The 25247-nt window shown below is 74.7% G+C and carries 20 protein-coding genes; 9 read left to right on the forward strand and 11 right to left on the reverse strand.

Going from position 1 to position 25247, the window contains the following annotated elements:
- The first annotated feature begins 7 nt into the window (after nucleotides 1–7).
- From HUT16_RS00365 to HUT16_RS00400, 8 genes are all read left to right on the forward strand, one after another.
- Entirely contained in the window at nucleotides 8–2059 is a 2052-nt protein-coding gene (locus HUT16_RS00365) for a PQQ-binding-like beta-propeller repeat protein (protein ID WP_176184297.1), read from the forward strand.
- 151 nt (nucleotides 2060–2210) lie between these two features.
- Nucleotides 2211–3344 (forward strand): substrate-binding domain-containing protein, encoded by a 1134-nt coding sequence (locus HUT16_RS00370; RefSeq protein WP_176184299.1) that lies wholly within the window; start codon nucleotides 2211–2213, stop codon nucleotides 3342–3344.
- Nucleotides 3345–3499: 155 nt separating this feature from the next.
- Complete coding sequence (locus HUT16_RS00375) at nucleotides 3500–4774, forward strand: ABC transporter substrate-binding protein (RefSeq protein WP_254897561.1); 1275 nt, start codon at nucleotides 3500–3502, stop codon at nucleotides 4772–4774.
- A 108-nt stretch (nucleotides 4775–4882) separates the two neighbouring features.
- Nucleotides 4883–5767 carry a carbohydrate ABC transporter permease gene (locus HUT16_RS00380; RefSeq protein WP_176184303.1) on the forward strand — a complete coding sequence of 295 codons (885 nt, stop codon included), beginning with the start codon at nucleotides 4883–4885 and terminating at the stop codon, nucleotides 5765–5767.
- Complete coding sequence (locus HUT16_RS00385; protein WP_176184305.1) at nucleotides 5764–6693, forward strand: carbohydrate ABC transporter permease; 930 nt, start codon at nucleotides 5764–5766, stop codon at nucleotides 6691–6693. Before HUT16_RS00380 ends, HUT16_RS00385 begins: the two co-directional genes overlap by 4 nt.
- A gap of 78 nt (nucleotides 6694–6771) precedes the next feature.
- Nucleotides 6772–7752 (forward strand): hydroxyacid dehydrogenase, encoded by a 981-nt coding sequence (locus tag HUT16_RS00390; protein ID WP_176192398.1) that lies wholly within the window; start codon nucleotides 6772–6774, stop codon nucleotides 7750–7752.
- Between the two features lie 91 nt (nucleotides 7753–7843).
- Nucleotides 7844–8521 (forward strand): ThuA domain-containing protein, encoded by a 678-nt coding sequence (locus tag HUT16_RS00395; protein WP_176192399.1) that lies wholly within the window; start codon nucleotides 7844–7846, stop codon nucleotides 8519–8521.
- Nucleotides 8522–8736: 215 nt separating this feature from the next.
- Complete coding sequence (locus tag HUT16_RS00400) at nucleotides 8737–9432, forward strand: FadR/GntR family transcriptional regulator (protein WP_176184307.1); 696 nt, start codon at nucleotides 8737–8739, stop codon at nucleotides 9430–9432.
- Between the two features lie 16 nt (nucleotides 9433–9448).
- On the opposite strand, the gene HUT16_RS00405 is transcribed toward HUT16_RS00400, so the two are convergent.
- The 9 genes from HUT16_RS00405 to HUT16_RS00445 form a co-directional block, all read right to left on the reverse strand.
- Nucleotides 9449–11827 carry a SpoIIE family protein phosphatase gene (locus tag HUT16_RS00405; RefSeq protein WP_176184309.1) on the reverse strand — a complete coding sequence of 793 codons (2379 nt, stop codon included), beginning with the start codon at nucleotides 11825–11827 and terminating at the stop codon, nucleotides 9449–9451.
- 619 nt (nucleotides 11828–12446) lie between these two features.
- Nucleotides 12447–15134 carry a SpoIIE family protein phosphatase gene (locus tag HUT16_RS00410; RefSeq protein WP_254897562.1) on the reverse strand — a complete coding sequence of 896 codons (2688 nt, stop codon included), beginning with the start codon at nucleotides 15132–15134 and terminating at the stop codon, nucleotides 12447–12449.
- Between the two features lie 91 nt (nucleotides 15135–15225).
- Complete coding sequence (locus HUT16_RS00415) at nucleotides 15226–15534, reverse strand: hypothetical protein (RefSeq protein WP_176184311.1); 309 nt, start codon at nucleotides 15532–15534, stop codon at nucleotides 15226–15228.
- Nucleotides 15535–15659: 125 nt separating this feature from the next.
- Nucleotides 15660–17144 carry a hypothetical protein gene (locus HUT16_RS00420; protein WP_176184313.1) on the reverse strand — a complete coding sequence of 495 codons (1485 nt, stop codon included), beginning with the start codon at nucleotides 17142–17144 and terminating at the stop codon, nucleotides 15660–15662.
- Between the two features lie 70 nt (nucleotides 17145–17214).
- On the reverse strand, nucleotides 17215–18390 hold the full coding sequence (locus tag HUT16_RS00425) for a mandelate racemase/muconate lactonizing enzyme family protein (protein WP_176184315.1): 1176 nt from the start codon (nucleotides 18388–18390) through the stop codon (nucleotides 17215–17217).
- A 58-nt stretch (nucleotides 18391–18448) separates the two neighbouring features.
- Complete coding sequence (locus HUT16_RS00430) at nucleotides 18449–19768, reverse strand: MFS transporter (protein ID WP_176184317.1); 1320 nt, start codon at nucleotides 19766–19768, stop codon at nucleotides 18449–18451.
- Nucleotides 19765–20736, reverse strand: coding sequence for an SMP-30/gluconolactonase/LRE family protein (locus HUT16_RS00435; protein WP_176184319.1), 972 nt, complete (start codon nucleotides 20734–20736; stop codon nucleotides 19765–19767). The genes HUT16_RS00430 and HUT16_RS00435 overlap by 4 nt, the downstream gene beginning before the upstream one ends.
- 48 nt (nucleotides 20737–20784) lie before the next feature.
- Complete coding sequence (locus HUT16_RS00440) at nucleotides 20785–21702, reverse strand: sugar kinase (protein WP_254898198.1); 918 nt, start codon at nucleotides 21700–21702, stop codon at nucleotides 20785–20787.
- 14 nt (nucleotides 21703–21716) lie between these two features.
- Nucleotides 21717–22367, reverse strand: coding sequence for a bifunctional 4-hydroxy-2-oxoglutarate aldolase/2-dehydro-3-deoxy-phosphogluconate aldolase (locus tag HUT16_RS00445; protein WP_176184321.1), 651 nt, complete (start codon nucleotides 22365–22367; stop codon nucleotides 21717–21719).
- A 99-nt stretch (nucleotides 22368–22466) separates the two neighbouring features.
- Here HUT16_RS00445 and HUT16_RS00450 point away from each other — a divergent pair, with 99 nt between their 5' ends.
- On the forward strand, nucleotides 22467–23243 hold the full coding sequence (locus tag HUT16_RS00450; RefSeq protein WP_176184323.1) for an SDR family NAD(P)-dependent oxidoreductase: 777 nt from the start codon (nucleotides 22467–22469) through the stop codon (nucleotides 23241–23243).
- A gap of 168 nt (nucleotides 23244–23411) precedes the next feature.
- Here the strand turns inward: HUT16_RS00450 and HUT16_RS00455 are convergent, their stop codons facing one another.
- On the reverse strand, nucleotides 23412–24080 hold the full coding sequence (locus HUT16_RS00455) for a GntR family transcriptional regulator (RefSeq protein WP_176184325.1): 669 nt from the start codon (nucleotides 24078–24080) through the stop codon (nucleotides 23412–23414).
- A 107-nt stretch (nucleotides 24081–24187) separates the two neighbouring features.
- Entirely contained in the window at nucleotides 24188–24856 is a 669-nt protein-coding gene (locus HUT16_RS00460; protein ID WP_176184327.1) for a GntR family transcriptional regulator, read from the reverse strand.
- Nucleotides 24857–25247: the final 391 nt, after the last annotated feature.

The following is a 25247-nucleotide window of genomic DNA, read 5'->3' on the forward strand; positions in this document are numbered from 1 at the left end:
AGCACCAGTGACCGACAGCCTCTTCCTGAGCAGACGCCGCCTCCTGCAGGCCGGCGGAGCGTTCGGCGCGGCACTCGCCGCCGGATCGCTGCCCGCCGCCCGGGCCGCCGCCGCGACCCCGGCGGCGGGCACCCCGGCGGGCACCCCGGCGCCGGGCGCCCCGACGGTGACCGACCTGGGGCCGGGCCTCGTCCAGTTCTCGCTGATGAGCGGGGTCCTGGTGGGCGACACCGTCTACATCGGCTCGCGCAACCTGAACCCCTCCCGGGTGATCGGCTTCCACCTGCCGACCCGGAAGGTGGTCTCCCGCACCGACCTCGACGCCGGGCCCGAGCCGTCCATCCAGGCACTCGCCGCCGACCCCACCGGCCGGTACCTGTACATCGGCGTCATCCTCAAGGCCGACCAGGGCAAGCCCAACCTGTTCCGCTGGGACCTGACCACCCCCGACCGGCCCGCCGTCCCGATCGGCCGGACCGAGGACCGCGACATCCGCGACCTGGCGGTCGCCCCCGACGGCACGGTCTACGCGGTCGGCGGCATGCCGAACGCCGCGCCGGTGCTGTGGGAGTACGACCCGGCCACCGGCAAGGTGACCAACCTGGGCGCGCCCGACCCGAACGCGACGCTGGCCCGGGCGGTGGCCGCCACCGACACCACCGTCTTCTTCGGGGCCGGCAGCATCCTGGCCGGCGGGGGCGGCGCGAGCAAGGCCTCGCTGTACGCCTACGACCGGGCCGCGCGCACCTTCTCCTCGGTGGTGCCCAAGGAGATGGAGCAGGACCCGAGCCTGCGCGAACTCGCCGTCTTCGGCGACCGCCTGCTGGTCGGCACCTCGGGCGGGACGGACCCGGCGAAGTTCGCCGTGATGAACCTGGCGGACCTGTCCGACTACACGCTGGTGCCCACCCGGGGCAAGACCGTCAAGACCTTCGCGGCCGACGCGGAGCGGTTCTACTTCGCCTCCGAGACGGGCGTGCAGGTCTACTCGAAGGCCGACCGGACGATCACCCCGCTGGCCTTCGACGGGCCGGACCTCGGCGAGATCTGGGGCCTGGACCAGACCGGCGGGAAGCTGGCGGTGGTCTCCGGCTACGGCCTCCTGGTCGAGATCGACCCGGCCGCCGGCACATCGGTGACCACCGACCTCGGCGAGGCGGGCGCGCCCGCCGACGCCCAGGCGGCCATGGGCGTGGCGGCCGGCGGCGGCTACCTCTACCTGGGCGGCAACGGCACCATCGCCCGGCACGGCCTGCGCAACGGCAAGGTGCTCAACCTGCGGGCGCCCGGCGAGGCCAAGGACGCCGAGGTGATCGACGGCGTGCTCTACACCGGCCAGTACGACGCGCAGGGCATCTGGTCCTACGACCCGCGCGGCGACGGGCAGCCGCACCAGGTCGCGGCGTTCGCCTCCGAGCTGAACCGGCCGCTGGACACCTGCTGGGACCGGGACCACCGGCTGCTGCTGGTCGCCGTGCAGAACGACACCGCGGGCGGCGGCGCCCTGTGGACGTACGACCCGCGGACCGGGAAGTCGGCCTGCTTCGTCAACCCGATCGACGGCGTCCAGCACGTCCGGGCGGTGGCCGTCCACCAGGGCGTCGCCTACCTGGGCGGTGACAACGCCGCCAAGACCGGGCCGCGCGGCACCGTGGTCGCCGTCGACCCGCGCACCGGCAAGGAGCAGTGGCGGATCGAGACGCAGCAGACCGGCTCGTCCGGCGGCGTGGCGGCGATGGCGGCGCAGGGCCGCCACCTGTACGTGCTGACCCGGAACGGCAGGTCGTTCGTCATCGACCTGCGCACCCGCAAGCAGCTGTTCACCGCCGACGTGAGCGCGGTCTGCCAGGGCTTCGCCGCCCTGGTGGTGAACCGGGGCGCGGTCTACGGCGTCTCGACCACCACGCTGTTCCGCTTCGACCCGAAGACGTTCGCGGTGAGCACGGTGGTCGCCGGGGTCAACGGCGCCTGGTACAGCGGACCGCACCTGAACGCCCACGGCGGCAAGCTGTACACGCTGCGCGACCACAACCTGATCGAGGTGGACGACCACCGGTAGCCGCAACGGCCCCTCCGGCCTCCATCGGCCCCCGCCCGGTTCCGGCGGGGGCCGATTCCGCTGTCCGCCCCAGGTGTAGACCTTTGATTGATATCTTTTGCTTGTCGAGTGAAGGGGGAGCCATTCACTCGCTACTGAGGGAGGACCAGAGGTGTTGGCTGACGAACGGCGGCAGGCGATCCTGCGCGCGGTGGAGCACCGGGGCGCGATCACCGTGAAGGAACTGGCCACGGAGATGGGGGTCTCCGCCGTCACCCTGCGCCAAGACGTGCGGGAGCTGGCCGACCGGGGGCTGCTGACCCGGGTGCACGGCGGCGCGCGGGCCCTGGCCGGGTCCGAACCGGCCCCCGTCCCGAGCCAGGCCCAAGTCCAGGGCCAGGCCCAGACCCAGACCCAGGGCCAGGTCGCCGCCGCGCCGGGCGGGGCGGAGCACCGCACGCTCGGGCTGGTGGTGCCGCCGGGCGGCTACTACTACGCGGAGGTGATCCGGGGCGTCCAGGACGCGGCCCGGGCCCGCGGCGTGCGGGTGGTGCTGGCCGTCTCCGGGGAGTCGCTGGCCGACCACCGGGAGCAGGTGCGCCGGCTGCTGGCCGGCGGCGTCGACGGCCTGCTGCTGATGCTGCACCCGGGCCTGCGCCCGACGGAGGAGACCGAGCGGTGGCTGGGCGGCATCGAGGTGCCGGCCGTCCTGGTGGAGCGCCGGGCGGGGCCGGGGGCGGGCCGGCTGGAGCAGGTGGCCTCCGACCACGCCTACGGCGCGGCGCTGGCGGTACGCCACCTGGCCGGTCTCGGGCACGACCGGGTGGCCCTGGTCGCCCGGGCCGAGAGCCCCAACACCGCCCTGCTGAGCGCCGGTTGCGCCGAGGCCGTGAAGTCCATGGGGCTGGTTCCGGGGCCGGAGTACCGGATCCCGACCACCGGCGACGCGGCGGCGACCGACGCGCGCTTCGAGGAGGTGGTCGGGGCCGTGGCGGCGGGCGAGTTCCGGGCCGCGCTGGTGCACAACGACATCGACGCGATCACCCTGCTCGGCCTGCTGCGCGCCCGGAACCTGCGCGTGCCCGAGGATCTGGCCATGATCACCTACGACGACGAGGTGGCCGAGCTGAGCGAGATCCCGCTCACCGCGGTGGCTCCCCCCAAGCAGGCGGTGGGCTCGTGGGCCCTGGAACTGGTGCTGCGCCGGCTGGCCGACCCGGCCGCGCCGCTGGCCGAGGTGCTGCTCCGCCCGGAGCTGCGGGTACGGGCCTCCTGCGGGGCCGGCGGGGCCGCCCGGCCGTCCTGAGCCCGGCAGCTCGATGTCGTAATGCTTTCGTTTCTTACGAACGAAAGCATTTGTATTGACGTTCTGTCGTGCGTATCGAATGATGACGGTGACACCCCAGCAAACGATCGGTGGCACCCATGTTTCGTAGACGCCTGACAGTGCTGTCCTGTTCCGTGGCCATCCTCGGCGCCCTCGTCACGGGCTGCGGAAGCGCGGAGAGCGGGAAGGGCGGGACGACCGCAGCCGGCCCGGCGACCGGCGCGGTCACCTTCTGGTCCTTCGTCAAGGGCTCCGACAAGGTCGCCGAGGCCTTCAACCAGACCCACCCGAACATCAAGGTGACCTTCGAGTCGGTGCCCTCCGGCCAGGAGTACTACTCCAAGCTCACCAACGCGGTGAAGGCCGGCACCGTCCCGGACGCCGCAGTGGTCGAGTACCCGCAGCTGCCGGAGTTCGCCGCCCAGGGCGCCCTGGAGCCCCTGGACGGCTCCCTCACCGCCACGGTCAAGAGCGAGTTCCCGGAGCCGGTGCGGCAGTTGGTCGAACTGGGCGGCAAGACCTGGGGCGTCCCCCGGGACGCCGCCCCGCTGATGATGTACTACCGCAACGACTTCTTCACCGCCCACCGGATCGCCGTCCCCAAGACCTGGGACGAGTACCGGACGATGGCCCAGCAGGTGAAGCAGGCCGACCCGAACGCCCGCGGCGGGGTCCTGTTCACCGACAACCCGGGCCTGCTGACCGCCCTCGCCTGGCAGGCCGGGGCGCACTGGTTCGGCATCCAGGGCGACTCCTGGAAGGTCTCGCTCACCGACCCGGCCTCCCGCAAGGTCGCCGACTACTGGGGCGACCTCGCCAAGCAGGACCTCGTCAGCTCGCTGAGCACGCTCGACCCGTTCTGGACCAGCGTCCAGCAGGGCAAGACCGTCGCCTACGTCTGCGCCAGCTGGTGCGCGGGCTCCCTCCAGGCGACCGTCGCCGACCAGGCCGGCAAGTGGTCGGTGGCCCCCGTCCCGACCTGGGACGGCAAGCCGGCCTCCGCGATGTACGGCGGCTCGTCCTTCGTGATCCCCAAGGGCGCCAAGAACAGCGCGGCGGCCGCCGAGTTCATCAAGTGGATCACCACCGACCCCGAGGGCATGAAGGCCTGGGTCTCCTCCGGCACCAGCAGCATGTTCCCCGCCGACCCGAAGCTGGTGCCGGTCGCCAAGGCCGCCTACCCCACCACCTACTTCGGCGGCCAGGACGTGTACGCCGTCGGCGGCGCCTCCTACGACGCGGTCCTGCCCGGCTGGACCTGGGGCCCGGTCATGGGCACCACGAACACCGCGATCGTCGACCAGCTGCCCAAGGTCGCCGGCGGCGCGAGCCTGGCCGACGTCCTGGACGGCGCGCAGCAGGCCACCGTCAAGGACGTCCAGCACCGGGGCATGCAGCTCGCTCCCTAGGGCCCGTCCCCGAGCCCGCGCACCCCTTGGTGGGCCCGCACCCGCCCCGCCGCCACCCGGCGGGGCCACCCGGCGGGCCCTCCCCCGCACCCCCCGAGGAAGCCCGGTATGGCAAGCCCGTCAGCCCGTGCCCAGCGCCGCACCGCCGCGCTGCTGCTGGCACCGTTTCTCGTCCTGTTCAGCGCCGTCACCCTCGCCCCGCTGCTCTACGCGGGCTGGATGAGCCTGTTCACCACCCGCACCTCCGGCCTCGGCTTCGGCGGCGCCCGCCAGGTCTTCGCCGGCCTGGACAACTTCACCGCCGCGCTGTCCGACCCGGCGTTCCGCCACGGGTTCCTGACCATCGCCGTCTACGTCGCGGTCTACATCCCGGTGATGATCGGCGGCGCGCTCGCCCTGGCGCTGCTGCTGGACTCGGGGCTGGCCCGGGCCCGCGCCTTCTTCCAGCTGGCCCTGTTCCTGCCGCACGCGGTGCCCGGGCTGATCGCGGCGCTGATCTGGGTCTACCTGTACACCCCCGGCCTCAGCCCGGTGATCGACCTGCTCGGGAACATCGACTTCCTGTCGGCGGACAACGCGGTCTTCTCCACCGCCAACATCGCGGTCTGGGAGTGGACCGGCTACAACACGGTGATCTTCTACGCCGCGCTCAAGGCGGTGCCCGGCGAGGTGCTGGACGCGGCCCGGATCGACGGCGCGGGCGGCATCCGCACCGCCCTGTCGATCAAGCTGCCGATGATCCGCCCCTCGGTCGCGCTGGCCGTGCTGTTCACGGTGATCGGATCGATCCAGCTGTTCACCGAGCCGAAGGTCATCTACAGCGCCTCCAGCGCGATCGGCAGCAGTTGGACGCCCAACATGTACGTCCAGACCGCCGCCTTCACCCGCAACGACTTCGGCCTGGCGGCGGCCGCCTCGCTGCTCATCGCGCTGTTCGCCGCCGTCCTGTCGTTCCTCGTCACCCGTCTGTCGCGCCACCGGAGCCAGTCGTGACCAAGCCCCTGACCCTCCCGGCCCCGGCCCCCGCCCCCGCCGCGGCCCGGACCGGCCGGAGCGCCCCGGCCCGGCCGCGCCCCTCGGCCCTGCTGTCCAAGGCCGGTGTGACCGCGATGCTGGGCCTGGCCGCCCTCTACACCCTGCTGCCGATGCTCTGGCTGCTGCTGTCCTCCACCAAGAGCCGGCAGGACCTGTTCAGCACGAACGGCTTCGCCCCCGGCAAGCAGTTCGCGCTCTTCGACAACCTCGGCCACCTGTTCGGCACCGACCACGGCATCTACCTGCGCTGGATCGTCAACACGGTGCTGTACGCGGGCGTCGGCGCCCTGCTGGCCACGGTGTTCGCGGTGGCCGCCGGGTACGCCTTCGACAAGCTGGCCTTCCCCGGCAAGGAGAAGCTCTTCGCCTTCGCCCTGCTCGGCGTGATGGTGCCGGGCACCGCGCTGGCGATCCCGCTGTACCTGCTCGCCGCCCGGGTCGGCCTGGTGAACACCTTCTGGGGCGTCTTCCTGCCCGGCCTGGTCTTCCCGTTCGGCGTCTACCTGGCCCGGGTGTTCAGCGCCGCCTACGTCCCCGACGAGGTGCTGGAGGCCGCCCGGATGGACGGGGCCGGCGAGTTCCGGGCGTTCTGCCGGATCGCCTTCCCGATGCTCGCCCCGGCCTTCGTGACCATCTTCCTGTTCCAGTTCACCCAGATCTGGAACTCCTTCTTCCTGCCCCTGGTGATGCTGTCCGACAAGGACCTGTTCCCGGTCAACCTCGGCCTGTACGTCTGGTACTCGTCCGCGCTCTCCCAGGGGCACCCGCAGGACTACCTGCTGGCCGTCGTCGGATCGCTGGTGTCCGTGGCGCCGCTGGTGGTGCTGTTCCTGATGCTCCAGCGGTTCTGGAAGTCCGGCATGACGGCCGGCGCCGTCAAGTAGGCCATCGACGTGAGGATCCCCGTGCCCGCGACCCCGCACCGCCCGCCCGCCGCGCACCGCCCGCGCGCCCTGTTCGCCATGGGGCGCCGACACCGCGACGCGCTCTTCCCGCCGGCCGCCGTCGAGCGGCTCGCCCGCCACGTCGACATCGACCCGCAGCTCGTCGTCGAGGACGCCGGGGGCTTCGACCGGATCGCGGACCTCGCCTCCGTCGAGCTGCTGGTCACCTCCTGGGGCTGCCCCCCGCTGGACGCCGCCGCGCTGGCCCGGATGCCCGCGCTGAAGGCGGTCGTGCACGCCGCCGGGAGCGTCAAGCACCATGTGACGGAGGCCTGTTGGGACCGCGGCCTGCGCGTCTCCACGGCCGCCGCGGCCAACGCCGTCCCGGTCGCCGAGTACACCCTCGCCGCCGTGCTGTTCGCCAACAAGCGCGTCCTGGAGATCGGCGGCCTCTACCGCGAGCACCGGACCGCCCTGGACTGGTCGGCGCACTTCCCCGGCTTCGGCAACTACCGGCGCACCATCGGCATCGTCGGCGCCTCCATGGTCGGGCGCCGGATGCTGGAGCTGCTGCGCGCCTTCGACTTCGACGTCCTGGTGGCCGACCCCCACCTCGACCCGGCCGAGGCCCGCACCCTCGGGGCCCGGCCGGTCGACCTGGACGAGCTGCTCGCGCTCTGCGACGTCGTCTCGCTGCACGCCCCCGCGCTGCCCGAGACCCACCACCTGCTGGACACCCGGCGCCTGGCCCTGATGCGGGACGGCGCGACGCTCGTCAACACCGGGCGGGGCTCGCTGGTCGACACCGCGGCGCTGACCGCCGAACTCCGCTCGGGCCGCCTGCACGCCGTCCTCGACGTCACCGAGCCCGAAGTGCTCCCGGCCGACTCGCCGCTGTACGCGCTGCCCAACGTGCTGCTGACCCCGCACATCGCCGGGTCGCTCGGCGGCGAGCTGCTGCGGATCACCGGGAGCGCCCTGGAGGAGGTCGAACGCTACTGTGCCGGACGGGAGTTCGCCCACCCGGTGAGCCGTGCGGCACTGTCCGTCTCGGCCTGAACGCACCACCGAGCACACCGTCGAGAACACCACCGAGCACCCCGTCGAGAACACCGTCGAGCACACCGCCCAGACCCCCGGAGCATCCGCCGTGCCCCCCACCGACCGACCGACCGACGTCCTGGTCTACACCCGCACGACGGGTTACCGCCACGCCTCCATCCCCGCCGCGACCGAGGCGCTGCGCGAGCTGGGCCGGGAGCACGGCTTCGCCGTCGAGGCCACCGAGGACCCGGCCGCGTTCACCGACGCCTCGCTGGCCGGGCGTGGCGCGGTGGTGTTCCTGTCCACCAGCGGCGAGGTGCTCGCCCCGGACGGGCGGGCGGCGCTGCGGCGCTGGGTGGAGGGCGGCGGCGGCTTCGTGGGCGTGCACTCGGCCGCCTGCACCGAGTACGGCTGGCCGTACTACGGCGGGCTGCTCGGTGCGCGCTTCGCCGGGCACCCGGACGTCCAGCCGGCCACCGTGCTGGTGGAGGACCGGGACCACCCGGCGACGGCCCACCTGCCGGCGCGCTGGGAGTGGTGCGACGAGTGGTACGACTTCCGGGACAACCCCCGGCCGGGGGTGCGGGTGCTGGCGAGCGTGGACGAGTCGGGCTACCGGGGCGGCGCGATGGGCGGCGACCACCCCCTGGTGTGGTGCCGGGAGTCCGGAGCGGGCCGCTCGTTCTTCACCGCCCTGGGACACGCGGAGGAGGCGTACGCGGACCCGCTCTTCCGCCGCCACCTGCTGGGCGGCCTGCGCTGGGCGGCCCGCGCGGCGCACTGACGCCGACGGACGCGCAGGGCCCCGCCGAACGCCCCCGGCCTGGAAGCTATGCTGCCAGGCCGGGGGCGAGTGCTATCGTCGTGCTCGCCCAGGACCAGGAAGGGGAGCTCGCGCATGCTCGGTGGGGTGTTCCCGGTGGCGCAGGCCCCGCGGGCCGGCGGGCGGTCGGCCGCCGTGCCGGCCGGATCCTCCGGAGCCGTCGGGGGGCGGGTCGCATGACGGTCGGACGCGGGACGCTGAGCGACCAGATCGTGCGCGAGATCATCGCGGAGATCAAGGAGCGGGACCTGCGGGCCGGCGACGAGGTCCCGGCCGAGGGCGAGCTCGCCGAGCGGCACGGGGTGAACCGCCTGGTGGTCCGCGAGGCCGTCCGGACCCTGGTGGCCCGGGGCGTGCTGACCTCCAGCCAGGGGAAGCGGGCCCGGGTCGCGGTGCCCTCCCCCACGGTGCTGGAGCAGATCCTCGAGTTCCGCCTCAGCCAGAACTCGATGGACCTGCGCGACTTGATAGACACCCGCCGGGTGATCGAGGGCGAACTCGCCCGCCGCGCGGCGTCCCGGGTCGCCGCCGGGCGCGGCTCGGTGGACGGGGCCGAGCTCGCGCTGGCCGCCATGCGTGAGCGCACCGGCGACCGCGAGGGCTTCATCGCCGCCGACCTGGCCTTCCACCAGGCCGTGGCCGACCTCGCCGACTCCAACGTCCTCTCCTTCATCCTGTCGGCCATGAACGGCGTCCTGCTGGACGCCCGCCGCACCAGCTTCCAGGGCCGGGAGCAGCGCGGCAGCAGCCACCAGGAGACCGTCGACGCGCACCGGGAGATCCTCGACGCCGTCATCGCCGGCGACCCGGACGCCGCGGCCGGGGCGATGGCCCGCCACCTCACCGAGACCGGCCACGACCTGGGGCTGTGAGGGCCGGTCGCGGGGCTCAGAAGCGCGGTTCCAGGGCGAGTTCGGTCCAGATCGTCTTGCCGCGCTCCGCGTACCGGCAGCCCCAGCGCTCCGCCAGCTGCGCGATCAGGAACAGGCCGCGCCCGCCCTCGTCGCTGTCCAGGGCGCGGCGCAGGCGCGGCTGGGTGTTGGAGGGGTCGGAGACCTCGCAGACCAGCGCCCGGTCGCGGATCAGCCGCAGCACGGCGGGGCCCCGGGTGTAGCGGATGGCGTTGGTGACCAGTTCGCTGACGACGAGTTCGGCGGCGAAGGCGAGGTGGTCCAGGCCCCAGGCGGCGAGCTGGGCCCCGGTGTCGGCGCGGGCCCGCTGGACGTCGGCGAGGTCGGTGTAGCGCCGGGTGAGGACGTCCTGCGGCAGCACGGCGCGGGTGCGGGCGAGCAGCAGGGCGGTGTCGTCGTCGGGGTGGTCCGCGGCGGGGCGGGCGGCGAGCAGGTCGTCGGCGATCGCCCGCAGGGGGCGGGCGGCGGGGGCGAGGGCGGGCAGCCGGGTCAGCAGGCCGGGCATGGCGGCGTCCGGGTCGTGGCCGGTGAGACCGTCGGTGTACAGGGCGAGCAGGCTGCCCGGTTCCAGCACGGTGCGGTGGACCTCGTAGGCGCTGTCGCCGGCGCCGAGCGGCGGCCCGGGGTCCAGGGGCAGGTAGCGGGCGGTGCCGTCGGGGGTCAGCAGCAGCGGCGGGGGGTGCCCGGCGCTGGCGGTGTGCAGTTCCCGGTCGACGGGGTCGTAGACGGCGAACAGGCAGGTCGCGCCGACGGTGTCGGGCTCGTCGGACTCGGCGGCCATCCGCTGGACGAGGTCGTTGAGGCGGATCAGCAGGTCGTCGGGCGGGAGGTCGAGTTCGGCGAGGGTGTGCACGGCGGTGCGCAGGCGGGCCATGGTGGCGGTGGCCTGGAGGCCGTGCCCGGTGACGTCGCCGATGACCAGGGCGGTGCGCAGCGAGGAGAGCGGGAAGGCGTCGTACCAGTCGCCGCCGACGCCGAGGGTGCCGTCGGCGGGCCGGTAGGCGCCGGTGCTCTCGCAGGCGGTGGTGGTGTCGGTGGTGGGCGGCGGGAGCAGGCTGTTCTGCAGGACGACGGCGGTGGCGTGCTCGCGGGTGTAGCGGAAGGCGTTGTCGAGGGCGAGGGCGGTGCGGTCGCACAGGTCCTGGACGAGTTTCACGTCGGCGTCGTCGAAGGGTTCGGGGGTGGTGGTGCGCCAGACCATGACGTAGCCGAACAGGCGGCCCCGGTAGTAGAGCGGGCAGCCGATCGCGGAGCGCATGCCCTCGGGGACGAGGGCGGCGATCAGCCGGGGGTCGCCGCCCAGCGCGTAGCGGGCGGTGTCCGGGTCGAAGATGAGGGCGCCGCCGACCGCGACGGCGGCGATCTCCGGCCGGTCGGAAACGCTGGGGACGGGTTCGCCGACCTGGACGAGCGGGGCTGGCCAGCGCCCCTCGACGGCCTTCGCGGCGACCCGGCGCGGCGCGGACGCCTGGACGCCGGGGTAGCCGAGCTGCGGGTCGCGGCCCTGGAGGACGGTGTCGGGGAAGTCGACGGCGGCCAGGTCGCCGAGGGCCGGGACCAGCACGTCGACGAGTTCGCGGGCCCCGCCGACCACGTCGAGGGAGCCGCCGATCTCGGCGGCGCGGCGGTAGGCCTCGGCCAGGCCGAGGCGGGCGCGGCCGGCGGTGGCGGGCAGCTCGACCAGGACGACGGCCACGCCGCGGGGGCGCCCGTCGGGGCCGTCGACGGGGAAGCAGGTGAGGGAGAAGACCCGCTGTTCGTCCAGGCGGTGCTCCACCCCGATGACGGCGGTGCCGTCGAGGGCGGCCCGGGCGCAGGCGGCCCGGGCGGGCACGCCCTCGGGGGTGCGCAGCCGCTCCAGCCAGTCCTGTCCGTCCGGGCCGGTGCCCAGGCCGGTCACCAGCAGGGCGTCGAAGGCGGCGCTGAGCCGAACGGGGCGCAGGCCCCGGTCGAGGTAGGCGGTGGCGATGCGGTCCTGCTGGAGCACGGCCCGGGCGAGCAGGGCGTCCCGGGGTTCGGCCGGGTCGGCGGGCTGCGGGGTGATCGTGAGCAGCGCGCCGCCGCCGGGCGGGCCGGCGGGCAGTAGGTGCAGGTCGGCGGTGCACCGGCTGCCGTCGGCGAGGCGCAGCCGGGCGCCCTCGACGGGGGCGGTGCCGGTGGGCAGCGGGTGGCCGAGCAGCTCGGCGGCCGGTCGGCCGCGCAGGTCGGCGGTGCGGGCGCCGAACAGGTCGGCGGCGGTCCGCGACCACCAGGTGACGGCGCCCGACGGGTCGAGCAGGACCGCGGCGGTCACGGGGGCGGGGCTCCCGGCCGGATCCGGGCCGGGGGCGGGGGCGGGGGCTGCTGGAGAGTCCACGGGGCGTCTCCCCTTCCGGGCTCGGGCGCGTACGCTCGGGCGCGTACCTCCTGCCAGGATGCGCCGCGGCGCGGCTGCGGGCACGCCGCGGCTGCGGTCAGCCGCCGGGCGGGCCCGGGAGGCCCGCGGGACGGGGCCGGTGGCGCTGTCCCGGACGCGGGTGCGGGGGACGGCGGCGGGTCGGCGTGGGCGTACGAGCCGCTGCGGGCGGGGAGACGGCGGCCTCCGGACAGGCCCTCGCGCTGCTCGCCGGGCCTGCCCGCACCGAGCGGCTCGCGGCCGTCGCCGCCCCGTACCAGCCGCCCCGGCCCACCGCCGTCGCCGCCCCGCACCGGCCCCGGCCCCGGCCCGCCGCCCGGCAGGCCGACCGGGTGATTCGGCCCGCTGATGCTCCGAGGTCCGGCGGACCTCGGCGGCCGACGATCCCGCAGGGCGCCCCGCAGGGCGCCGTCCGTCGAGGAGGACGTGAGGCCCACGGGGCGCTCCCCCGCGTCCGGGGCCCGTCCGCCTCCGCCGGAGGGCCGGGGGGTGTCCACCTGGCAGGGCGCCCAGGGCTGCGGCGCGGCGGCACGTGCGTCGCCGCGGCCACGTCCGCGCTCGCGGGGGCCGCCCGCCGTTCCTACAGGTCACCCCACTGGTCGAGCAGGGCGTCGGCGTCGGGTTCGGCGGGTGGCTCCTGCGCCGCGAGCGCCTGCTCGACCCAGATGATCTTGCCGCGGGCCAGGTAGCGGGTGCCCCAGCGCTCGCAGAACCGGGCCACCAGGTAGAGGCCGCGGCCGCCCTCGTCGGTGTCGGCGGCGCGGCGCAGGTGCGGGGAGGTGCTGCTGCCGTCGGCGACCTCGCAGATCAGGTGCCGGTCGTCGCAGAGCAGGCGCAGCCGGACGGGCTCGGTGCCGTAGCGGATGGTGTTGGTGACGAGTTCGCTGATGATCAGCTCGGTGGCGAAGACCTTGTGCTCCAGGCCCCAGCGCTCCAGGGTGGCGGCGGCCTCGGTGCGGACCCGGGAGACCGAGGCGGGGTCCCGTTCGAGGTGCCACTCGGCGATCTTGTCGGGGTCCAGGCAGCGGGTGCGGGCGGCGAGCAGCGCCACGTCGTCGTCGGGGCGTTCGGGCAGCAGGGCGTCCAGGGCCGCGGTGCAGGCGCCCTCGGGGGTGCCGTCGGAGCCGGCCAGGGCGCGGGCGAGCAGGTCGAACGCCTCGTCGGTGTCGCGGCGGCGCTGCTGGAGCAGGCCGTCGGTGAACAGCACCAGCAGGGTGCCCTCGTCGAGGCGCAGGTCGAGTGTCTCGGCGGGCAGGGCCGTGCCGGTGCCCAGCGGCGGGGAGACCGGCAGTTCGGGGACGTGCACGGTGCCGTCGGGGTGCAGCAGCGCGGGCGGCGGGTGGCCCGCGGAGGCCATCGCGCAGTGTCCGGTGACCGGGTCGTAGACGGCGTACAGGCAGGTCGCGCCGGTGGCCGCGCCGCCGTCCGCGGTCGGGTCCATGCGGGTGACGAACTCGTCGAGCTGGGCGAGGAGTTCGTCCGGTTCGAGATCGAGGGCGGAGAAGTTGTGCACGGCGGTGCGCAGCCGGCCCATCGTCGCCGCGGCGGCCACGCCGTGGCCGACCACGTCGCCGACGGCCAGCGCGACCCGGGCGCCGGAGAGCGGGATGACGTCGAACCAGTCGCCGCCGACGCCGGCCTCGGCGGGCCGGTAGCGCCAGGCGGTCTCGACGGCGCTGTGGGCGGGCAGCTCGCCGGGCAGCAGGCTGCGCTGGAGCGCGGTGGCGGTGGCGTGCTCGCGGGTGTAGCGGCGGGCGTTGTCCAGGCAGACGGCGGCGCGCAGCGCGAGTTCCTCGGCGAAGGCGAGGTCCTCGGCGGTGAACGGCTGCTGCTCGGCGCGCCAGAAGTTGGCCACGCCGAGGACGAGGTCGCCGGTCTGGAGCGGCACCGAGACGAGGCTGTGCAGGCCGAAGTCGAGCAGCTCGCGGGCGTGGTCGGGGTCGGCGCACCAGTCGTCGCGGGCGGCGAGGTCGATCAGCAGGGCCCGGCCGGCGGCCAGGTCGGCGGGGATGGTGGAGACGGGGGCGGTGCTGACGGGGTGGCCGAGCGGGTACAGCGGGAACTCGTCGCGGACGCCGGTGCGGGCGGTGCGGCGCACCCGCAGGCTTCCCGGTTCGGGTTCGGCCCCCTCCAGTACGGGTTCGAGGAGTTCGACGGTGGTGTAGTCGGCGAACTCGGGGACGGCGGCGCGGGCGAGTTCCTCGGCGGTGCGGGTGACGTCGAGGGTGGTGCCGATCCGCAGCCCGGCGGCGTACAGCAGGTCCAGGCGGCGGTGCGCGGTCTCGGCGCGGCCGGCCAGCGTGCGCAGCTCGGTGGTGTCGCGCAGGGTGGCGACCGCGCCGTCGGTGCGGTCGGCCCGGCGGACGGGGCGCTGGTTGACGGCCAGCAGCCGTTCGCCGACGGGGTGCACCTCGTCGGTGGCGGTGCGGCCGGAGCCGAGCAGTGCGGCGAGGTCGGGCGGCAGGCCGAGGGCGTCGAGCCGCGGGGCGGGGTCCGCGGCGGGCAGGTCGAGCAGGCGGCGGGCCTCGTCGTTGGCGAGTTGCAGGCGGCCGTCGCCGGTGATGACGACGCCCTCGCGGACGGCGTGCAGCACGGCGTCGTGGTGTTCGTACATCCGGGTCATCTCGGCCGGCCCCAGTCCGTGGGTCTGCCGCCGCAGCCGCCGGCTGACCAGGGCCGACCCGCCGGCGGCGAGCACCAGGGCGGCGCCCGTGGCGACGAACAGCACGGGCAGCTGCGCCTGGAGGTGCTCCTGGACGCTCTTGACCTGGATGCCGACCGAGACCAGGCCCACCGGCTTCCCGGCGGGGTCGAAGACGGCGACCGTGGTGTCCACGGCCCGGCCGAACAGGGTGCTGTCGAAGGTCTCCTGGAACGGCTCGCCGCTGAAGGCGGGGGCGAACGCGCCGGAGACGTGGCCGCCGATCAGGCTCGGGTCGGGGTGGGACCAGCGGATGCCGTTGGGGTCGAACGCCACCACGTACGCCACGCCCGCCTTCATCCGGGTCTGTTCGGCGGCGGGCTGGAGGACGGCGCTGGGGTCGGCGGACTCCATCGCGGCGCGCGTCCCGGGCGCGTTGGCGAAGGACTCGGCGACCGACATCGAGCGGTCGTACGCCTCCTGCGTGGTGCGCTGGCGGGCCTGCACCACCAGCGCGGCCAGCGCGGCGCCGGCCAGCACCACGATCACCACCAGTTGCAGCAGGAACACCCGCGTCGCCAGACTGCGCGGCAACCGGGCCCACCGCGGTCTCCCGTGCTCGCTCACCCCTACATTCTGGGATCCCGCCGCGCCGACGGCCTGTCCGGACGGACAGCGGGCCCGGCAGCGGGCCCGGCGGCGGGGCGGCAGGTCCCGTTCAGCGGGTGGCGGCGGGGGAACGGAGCAGGCCGCCCGGCTCCCACCGGCGGACCTCGGGCCGCTCCCCCGTACCGGGCGCGCCCGCCAGCGCGGCCTGCCGGCCGGCGGCGGCGACGGCCTCCGCGGCGGTGGGCGTCCAGTGCGCCGAGACGCGCAGGCCGGTGCGTCCGTCGCCCAGGGCGGTGCGCAGGGTGACGATCCACGGCGGCCCCCAGACCTGCGGCGGGCGCGCCGACGGGGTCGGCGCGCCCGGGGACGGAGCGGCGGAGGCGGTTCCGGCGGCAGGGGCGGTGGAGAAGCAGGACACGGTGTCCTCCGGGGTGGTGCTCGGTGGGTGCGGCGGCGCCCACCGCCCGTCAGGGCGGGGGCGGTGGGCACCGCCGCGGCTTGCGGGGCCGCCCCGGGCCGGGGCCCGGGGCGGCGGGGGGCGGGTCAGGGGGTGCGGACCCAGAACTCGATGGACAGCGGCGGGACGGTGACGGTCAGGGTCGGGCCGGTCTTGAATCCCAGGGACTGGTTGTTGGTCGAGGGGCCGTAGCGGTGGCCCTCGAAGGCGGCGGCGGTCTGGGTGTCGACGGTGTAGGTGAAGGAGTCGGTGGTGGAGCGGTTGGTGATCGCGAAGACGGGCTTGCCCGCCGGGGTCTTCCAGGCCATGATCCGCTGGTCCCGCAGGACGGCGGACTCGTCGACGCCGTAGCGGACGGAGTCCCACGGCAGGTACTTGACGAAGCCGGCCACCGCGTTCCAGTTCTGCGGGTTGAAGTCCCAGTGGCCGACCGGGATGTTCGGGAAGCGGCTGAAGTCGGTGTCGTTCGGCGGCCGCCAGAAGCCGAGCGAGTAGCCGGGCGCCTCGGCGTTGGTGGTGGGCTTGAGGGCGTGCAGCCAGAACCAGGTGGGGGCGTTCTGGAAGACCATCCAGTTCATGATCGACTGGGCGGTGTTGACCGTCCGCACGTCCGAGGTCTTGTTGTCGAGGTACTCGAACTCGTTGTTGAAGACCGTCTTGCCGGACGCTCCGACCCGGAAGTCGTGGTCGATCTGGTAGTCGGAGTCGTAGCCGATCCGGTGGTAGGTCCAGGCGTCGACGTAGGACAGCGCGGTGGCGTCCTGGGTGATCGCCTGGCCGATGGCGCCGCCCCAGCCGTCGAGGCTGTCGGCGGTGACCATGACGTTCGGGTACTTGGACTTGATCTTCGGCGCGACGGCCTTGAAGGTCGCCAGGTACTGGTCGGCGGTGTAGACGCAGGAGGAGTAGCCGGTGGAGAACCGGGGCTCGTTCTGCAGGCCCCACATCGACACCGGGATGCCCTGGGCGGTGAGGTGGTCGAGGTCGCCGACCAGGGCGTCGCCGAAGTCGGACAGGAACTGCGGGTCGAAGGAGGCCAGGTGGCCGCCGATGTAGGAGTCGTTGGACTTCCAGCCCGGGGCGGGCGACCAGTACTCGACCGAGGTGCCCTCGATGTGGGCGCGGCTCATCATGTCGGCGAGTCCGGCGCCCTGGCCGGCGAAGCGGTCCTGGATGTGCTTGCGGGTGGAGTCCAGGCCCCGGTAGTACAGGCCCATCGCCAGCCGGCAGTAGCGGAAGCCGCGGTCGGAGCGGCCGCCCATCAGCATCTGCTGGTAGAACCGGGTGAGTTCGGAGGCGGTGAGGTCGTGCGGGACGCCGCTGACGGTGTCCGGCAGGCCGTTGTTGCCCGAGCCGATCGAGTCGGACTGGATCTCGAAGCCCAGGCCGAGGATGGTCTGCTTGGCGGCCTGGTCGAAGCGGATCGTGTAGCTGCCCGAGGTGGCGGCGGTGGTGGCCGCCGCGGCCGGGGACAGGTGGAGCAGGGGCGAGAGCGCCGCGCCGGCGCCGACGGTCGCGGCGCCGCGCAGCATGGAGCGGCGGCTGATCCCGCTCGGCTCGGGCAGGGCCATGGTCTACCTCCGGAGGGTGGGTGGGGGGAAGGCGACGGGGTACTGCGGGTGTCCGCGTCCGCGACCGGGGTCAGAAGCGGGCGACGGTGTAGCGGTCGACGGCGTCCTCGTCGAGGTCGAAGCCCAGGCCCGGGCCGGTGGGCACGGTCAGCACGCCGTCGGCGAACTTCGGCGGGTTGAGCAGGATGGCCTCGCGGATCGGGTTGGGCAGCCGGTTGTACTCGTAGGTGCGCAGGTTCGGGGTGGCCGCGCACAGCTGGAGGGCGGCGCACAGGCTGACGCCGGAGCCGACGCCGTGCGGGGCGATGTCGACGTGGAAGGCGGAGGCGAGCGCGGACAGCCGCATCGCCTCGGTGATGCCGCCGCACCGGGCCACGTTCGGCATGAAGACGTCGATGGCCCGGTTCAGCAGGGACTCGCGCAGGTCGAAGCGGGTGAAGTGGGTCTCCCCGTTGACCACGGTCAGGCCGGTGCGGCGGCGCAGTTCGCCGAGGTTGGCGAGGTCGTCGACCTGGAGCGGCTCCTCGTACCAGGAGATGCCGAGGTCGGCCAGGACGGCGCCGACCCGGGTGGCCTGGTCGAGGTCGTAGGCGCAGTTGACGTCGGTGAGGATCTCGACGTCCTCGCCGACGGCGGCGCGCACCGCGCTCAGGTGGGCCCGGTCGGTGCGCTCGCCGCGCCCGATCTTGACCTTGAGGGCCTTGAAGCCGGCATCGACGAAACCGAGCGCCTGGCGGGCGGAGTCCTCGGGGTCGGCGTGCAGGGCGACGGGGCTGGCGTAGCAGGGCACCGTCTCCCGGATCGGGCCGCCGAGCAGCCGGTGGACGGGCTGTCCGGCGAGCTTGCCGCGCAGGTCCCACAGGGCGAGGTCGACGCCGGCCAGGGCTTCGAGGTAGAAGCCGCGGTTGTGGCCGCCGGCCGCCTGGCCCTGGTAGAGGCGCTCCCAGATCGCTCCGGTGGCCAGCGCGTCCTGGCCGATCAGCAGCGGGGCCAGCACGGTGGCCACCACGGTGGCGGTGACCTGCGGGGAGGGCAGGCCGTAGGCCTCGCCGATGCCGACGCTACCGTCCTCGGTGTGGACCTTGACCAGGGTGGCGTACTGGCCCCGGCGGGGCAGGACCAGGTGACTGGAGGCGGGGTAGCGCAGCCAGTCCGGCACGTCTTCGGGCGAGTCGTAGAGGTCGTCGAAGCTGGCGGACAGGGCCAGGGCCTCGACCTTGGTGATGCGCAGCGGCTGGGTGCTCACGGGTCTCTCTCCTGCGGGAGGTGATGCGGGCCGCCCTCCGTCGGGAGGGCGGGACGGGTCAGGCGTGTTCGAGGATGTCGCCGCGCGAGGTCTCGCGGCCGCTGAAGACGGCGACCGCGGTGATCAGGCAGCCGGCCACGACGTAGAGGGCGACGGGGGCGATGGAATTGGTGCCGGCGACGAGCGCCGCGCCGATGAAGGGGGTGGTGCCGCCGAAGATCGCTCCGCCGAACTCGCGGCCGACGCTGACCCCGCTGAACCGGACCCGGGCGTCGAACTGCTCGGCGACCAGGGCGGCCTGCGGGCCGAAGACCATGTCCTTGCAGATCGGGACGGCCAGCACCAGTGCCAGGAAGACCAGCGCGGTGTTGCCGGTGCCCAGCAGCCAGAAGAACGGGTAGGCGTAGGCGATGGTGCAGCCCAGGCCGATGGCGACCATGGTGCGGCGGCCGATCCGGTCGGAGAGCCAGCCCCAGAACGGGATGGTGACGATCTCCAGGGCGCCGGCCAGGGCTGCGGCCCACAGCATGGTCGACTTGGGGATGCCCAGGTTCTTGGTGGCGTAGGAGAGGCCGAACGCCTGGATCAGGTAGGCCCAGACGAAGCCGGAGGCGGTGATCCCGAGCACCCGCAGGACGGCGCCGGGCTGCTCCTTGACGACGGTCAGGAACGGGAAGCGGACGGTCTCGGCCTGGTCGGCCAGCTCGGTGAAGACCGGGGTCTCCTTGATGCCCCGGCGCAGCCACATGCCGAACAGCACCAGGACGAAGCTGAGCAGGAACGGAATGCGCCAGCCCCAGGTGAGGAAGGCGTGGTCGGGCAGCAGGGCGACCAGGGCGAAGACGGCGGTGGCCAGGACGGAGCCGGCGCCGGTGCCCATCGCGGGGATGGAGCCGAACAGGCCGCGCTTGCCGTTGGGGGAGTTCTCGACGGTGAGCAGCGTCGCGCCGGCGAACTCGCCGCCGACCGCGATGCCCTGGCAGATCCGCAGCAGGACCAGCAGGATCGGGGCCCACACGCCGACGGTGGCGTGGGTGGGCAGGACGCCGACCAGGGTGGTGGCGATGCCCATGCCGAGCATGGTGATCAGCAGGACGTACTTGCGGCCGATCCGGTCACCGAGGTGGCCGAAGAGGATGCCGCCGATGGGGCGGGCGGCGAAGCCGACGCCGAAGGTGGCGAAGGAGGCCAGGGTGGCGCCGGTCGAGCTGGAGCCGAAGAAGAGTGGGCCGAAGACCAGCGCCGAGGCGAGGCCGTAGAGGTTGAAGTCGTACCACTCCATGACGGTGCCGACGGTCGCGGCGGCCATGGTGCGCCGGGTGGTGGCGCTGGAGGTGCTGTTCACGTGGGTGCTTCCGGGGTGTGCTGTGGTGGTCACGGGGTTCTCCCACCGACTGGGGGCGGCTGATGCAAGCCAACGTATGCGATATACGAAATGCGGTCCAGAGGTGATTCGTCGATGTTTCCGTTTCGTGTCCCGGCGCCGTCCCGGTAGGCGGCGGCGGGGGGCGCGGCCACCTCCGAGCGCCGGGCCAGTACCGCGCCCGCCAGGGCGTCCGGCTCCGGCAGGCGGTGCCGGGCGGTGGTGGCGAACATCCGCCCGCCGCCGAAGGCGACGCTGCTGACGTGCGGCGTACCGACGGCCGAAGCGCCCAGCAGCCGGCCGTCGGGGGCGTGGCAGCGCACCGTCCCCGACCCCCAGGCCGCGACCCACAGGCGGCCCAGGGCGTCCACGGCCATGCCGTCGGGGCGGCCCTGGCGCTCCGGCAGGCGTACCAGCGGCCGGGCGGCGCCCAGCTCCCCGGTGGCCGGATCGAGGGCGTGGGCGGTGATCTCGCCCCGGGCGCTGTCGGCGAGGTAGAGCACCGTGCCGTCCGGGGCGAAGACCGGCCCGTTGGGCACCGTCAGCCCCTCCAGCACCCGGTGCACGCTTCCGTCGGCGTCCACCCGGTACAGGCTGCCCGCGCCCTCGGCGGCGTCGGCGGCCATGCTGGTGGCCCAGAACCGGCCCGCCGGGTCGCAGCCCGCGTCGTTCATCCGCCGCGGCCGGTCGGCGCCGGCCTCCGGGCGGGCGAGCCAGCGCACCGGGCCGGTGGGGCCCAGCCGGACGATCCCGTCCCCGGCCGCGGCGATCCACTCCCCCGCACGGCCCGCCACCGGGGCCGCCGCGCCCAGCGGCACCCCCAGGTCGGCCAGCGTCCGCACCCGGCCCGGCCGGGCCGGGTCCCAGGCGTGCAGCGTCCCGCGCAGCAGGTCGGTGTAGTACAGCCGCCCGCCGTGCCAGCGCGCGCCCTCGGCCAGCTGGTGGCGGGCCGGACCGATCGGCCGCCAGTGGTCCTCGCGCATCGGCGACTCCTCCGTTCGGTACGGGTGGTGCTCAGCGCCGGGCGGCGCTCAGCGCAGGGCGGTGCCGGGCGGGGCGGACAGCAGTCCGAGCTCGGTCCGCAGGGGCAGTCCCTCCCAGTCGCCGGCCCCGGCGACCGCGAACGCGCCCAGCGAGACCGCCCGTTCCAGGCGGTCGGCCACCGGCAGGCCGTCCAGTCGGCCCGACAGGTAGCCGGCCGTGAACGCGTCGCCGGCGCCGACCGTGTCGCGCACCGTCACCCGCACCGCCTCCCTGGACGTGGCACCGTCCTCGGTGAAGACCTCGGCACCCTCGGCGCCGCGCTTGACCACCACCTCCCGGACGCCCGCCTCCAGCAGCGCCTCCACCCGCGCGGCCTCGGTGTCCGCCGCCGCCGGGGCGGCCAGGTGCAGTTCGTCGTCCGAGGCGACCAGCACGGTGGCGCGGGCCGCCAGCGGGCGCAGCGCCTCGGCGGCGTCCCGGGCCGACCACAGCCGGGCGCGGTGGTTGACGTCCAGGCAGAGCACCGCGCCGGTGCGGTTCGCCTGCTCGGCGGCGTACCGCACGGCGCCCAGCGGGCCGGGGCCCAGGGCGGCGGTGACGCCGGTCAGGTGGACCACGTGCGCGCCCTCGGCGAGCGCGGCGGCGGCGTGCCGCTCGGACAGCAGGCTGCCCGCCGAGTTCGTGCGGTAGTAGACGACCCGGGTCAGGTCGGTGGTGCGCGGCTCGAAGACGACCAGGCCGGTGGGCGCGTGGTCGTCCACCGGGGCGTGGGCGAGGTCGACGCCCTCGGCGCGCAGCGTGCGCAGCACCAGGCGGCCGAACTCGTCGGCGCCGACGACGCCGGCCCAGCGCACCCGGTGGCCGAGCCGGGCCAGCCCGATGGCGACGTTGGCCTCGGCGCCGGCCACCGTCAGGTCGAGGGAACCGCCCAGGTGCAGCGGGCGGTCGGCGCGCAGCGCGCCCATCGCCTCCCCGAGCGTCACGACGTCGAGCACGGCTGCTCCTCCTCCACCACGCGCAGGAACTCCTCGATCCGGCCGGGCAGTCCGGCGTCGCCGCCGGGGTGCGCGGCGGCGCCGATCAGCGGGCCGCCGACGCCGACGGCCAGCGCCCCGGCGGCCAGGAACGCGGCGGCGGCCCGGGCGTCGACACCGCCGACGGGGACGAAGTGCGCGGCGGGGAACGGGTCGCGCAGCGCCTTCAGGTAGCCGGGGCCGCCGAGGGAGGCGGGGAAGAGCTTGAGGGCGGTGGCGCCCTCGGCCAGCGCGAGCGCCACCTCGGTGGGCGTCGCCACTCCGGCGAGCACCGGCAGGCCCGACTCCCGGGCCTGGTCGAGCGCGGCGGTCACGCCGGGGGTGACGGCGAAGGACGCGCCGGCCGCCGCCGCGTCCCGGGCGTCGGCGGGGGTGAGGACGGTGCCCGCGCCGAGCGCCGCGCCCTCACCCAGGGCGGCGCGGGCGCGCTCGATCACGGTCAGCGCCCCGACGGTGGTCAGCGACACCTCCACCAGGGTGACGCCGCCGCGGAACAGCGCCAGGACCGTGTCGAGCGCCGCGTCCGGGTCGGTCCCCCGGACGATGGCCAGGAGCCGGCGCGCGCGCAGGCTCTCGATGAGGTCATCCGGTTGCATGCCTGCCTCCAGAACTCGGACGGGATTTCAGATATAGTATACGTTCCTTCTCCGATCCCGCCCGTCCGCCCTCGTTCCGCCGCCCGAAAGGCCCCCCTCATGACCAGAACGGCCCTCATCACCGGCGCGGCCGGCGGCATCGGCCGCGCCGTCGCCGCCCGCCTGCTCGCCGACGGCTGGCAGGTGGCCGGACTCGACCTGGCCGGCGCCGGCCCCGACGGGGTCGGGATGCACCACGCGGACGCCACCGACCCCGCCCAGGTGCGCGCCGCGGTCGCCGCCGCCCTCGGCCGGCTGGGCCACCTCGACGCCCTGGTCACCTGCGCCGGCCTGACCGAGGGCGCGCCGCTGCACGAGACCACCGACGAGCAGTGGCACCACGTGCTGGACGCCAACCTCACCTCGGTGTTCCTGTGCGTGCGCGAGGTGCTGCCCGCCATGCTGGCCGCGGGCACCGGCACCGTGGTGACCATCGGCTCCGTCCTGCACCGCACCGCCGCACCCGGCCTGCCCGCCTACGCCGCCGCCAAGGGCGCCATCGCCGCCCTCACCCGGCAACTGGCCGTCGACTACGGCCACCGCGGGCTGACCTTCCTCACCCTCGCCCCCGGCTGGGTCCGCACCCCCGCCACCGAGGCCCGCCTCGGGGCCCGCGCCGACCAGGACCTGGCCCGGCTGCGCGAGAGCAACCCGCTGCGCACCGTCGCCGACGCCGCACAGGTGGCCGACGCCGTCGCCCTCGCCCTCAGCCCCGCCGCCGCGCTGCTCACCGGCTCCGAACTCGTCCTGGACGCCGGTGCCCGCCTGGTCAGCCCCGCCAGCCTGCTCCGCGACGCCCACCGCGAACGCCTGGGCCTGCCACCCCTGGACGCCTGACGGGCCGTCGGCCACGTCGAAGGGCCCGCCGGCCCGCTCCCCGTTCGGGGGAGTCGGAGCGGCGGGCCCTTCGACGTCCGGGCCTCAAGCACCCGGCATCAGGCATCCGGCGCCAAGCACCCGTCCTCAGGCATCCGTCCTCAGGCACCCGGCGCCAAGCACCCGTCCTCAGGCGCCGACGGCGACCTCGTGGTCGGCCTGGGCGCGCATGTGCAGCCGGGCGGCGTCCTCCGCGGCCCGCACGTCGCGCGAGCGCAGGGCCGCCAACAGCGCCTCGTGCTCCTCGACGACCGAGGCCCACTCCCGCTCGCCCATCGGCGCGGTGATCCGGAAGCGGCGCACCGTCAGCAGCAGTTGGTCGGTCAGCTCGGCCAGCACCCGGTAGCCGGCCGCCTCGGCCAGCAGGCCGTGGAAGCGGGAGTTCAGCTCGGCCATCGCGGCCAGCTCGCCGCCCGCCAGGGCCGCGCGCATGTCCGCCTGGGCGCCCTCCAGCGCCGCGAGGGCGCCGTCGGTCACCCGCTCCGCGGCCAGGCCGGCCACCAGCGCCTCGATCGCCTCCCGGGCCAGGAACACCCCGCGCATCTCGGCCACGTCCACGGCGGCCACCGTGACCCCGGCGTGCGGCCGGGCCACCAGCAGCCCGTCGGACTCCAGGCGCTTGACCGCCTCCCGGACCGGGATCTTGCTGACGCCCAGCACCCGGGACAGCTCGTCCATGTTGACGCGGTCGCCCGGCTTGAGGTCGCCCCGGGCGATCGCCCCGTGCAGGGTCTCGTAAGCCAGGTCGGCCTTGCTCTTGACCACCGGCAGCGACTTCGCCCAGCTGTTCTCACCCATCGGTCAATCGTATGCGATATCCCACCCACTGTCCAAGGCTCAACAAACCCACCGCAACGATCCGGACACGCCGCGCGGAACCGGCGGCACCCGGGCCGGGGCCCGGATCAGCCCTCCCGGATCACCACCGGCTCCTGGTCGGCCTGGGAGCGGATGTGCGCCCGGGCGGCGTCGGCGGCGGCCCGGGGGTCGCGCGAGCGCAGCGCGGTCAGCAGCGCCTCGTGCTCGGCGACCACCGCCTCCCAGCTGCCGGTGTCCAGCGGCGCGGCCGCCCGGTAGCGGCGCACCGTCAGCAGCAGTTGGTCGGTCAGCTCGGCCAGCACCCGGTAGCCGGCCGCCTCGGCGAGGACGCCGTGGAAGCGGGAGTTCAGCTCCGCCATCCGCTCGGTGGCCCCGGCTTCGAGGGCCGCGCCCATCCGGGCCTGGACGTCCTCCAGTTCGGCGAGCCGGTCCTCGGTGATCCGGGCCGCCGCGAGTTCGGCGACCAGTGCCTCGATCGCCTCCCGGGCCAGGAACACCCCGCGCATCTCGGCGGCGTCCACCCCCGCAACCACGGGGCCGGCGTGCGGCCTGGTGATCAGGAGCCCGTCGGACTCCAGCCGCTTGACCGCCTCCCGGATCGGGATCTTGCTGACCCCGAGCGCCCGGGACAGCTCGTCCATGTTGACCCGCTCGCCCGGCTTCAGATCGCCGTCGGCGATCGCCCGGTGCAGGCTCTCGTAGGCCAGGTCGGCCTTGCTCTTGACCGCCGGCAGCGACTTCGCCCAGGTACCCATGCCCACACCGTAGGCGATCGGGCCGCCGTTCCACGCCCCCTCCCCCGTTCTCCCGCGATCGGGCGCGGTTGACGAGGGTTTCCCGTTTCCGGATAAACGGATATCGTATATCCATCAGGTGCCGCGCCCGAACCTGGGTGAGGGTCGACGGCCAGCGAGGCCGGCACCTGTGCGGCCCGCGCCGGACTCGTTCGGCGCGGGCCGCCCGCCGGCTCCGCCGCACTCGGAGGCCGGCCGGGGCGCGGCCGGGCCGATCCGGCCGCGCCCTCCAGCCCTCCGGGCCGCGTCACGAATGACCCAACACCGCACCTCGCATCCCACCCCCTGCCGGGCGGCCGTCCTCGGACGGGGCGCCGCCCGTAGCCGTCCCCGGCCCCGGTCGGGCCGCGGC

The sequence above is a fragment of the Kitasatospora sp. NA04385 genome (genome assembly GCF_013364235.1).
Classification (GTDB): domain Bacteria; phylum Actinomycetota; class Actinomycetes; order Streptomycetales; family Streptomycetaceae; genus Kitasatospora.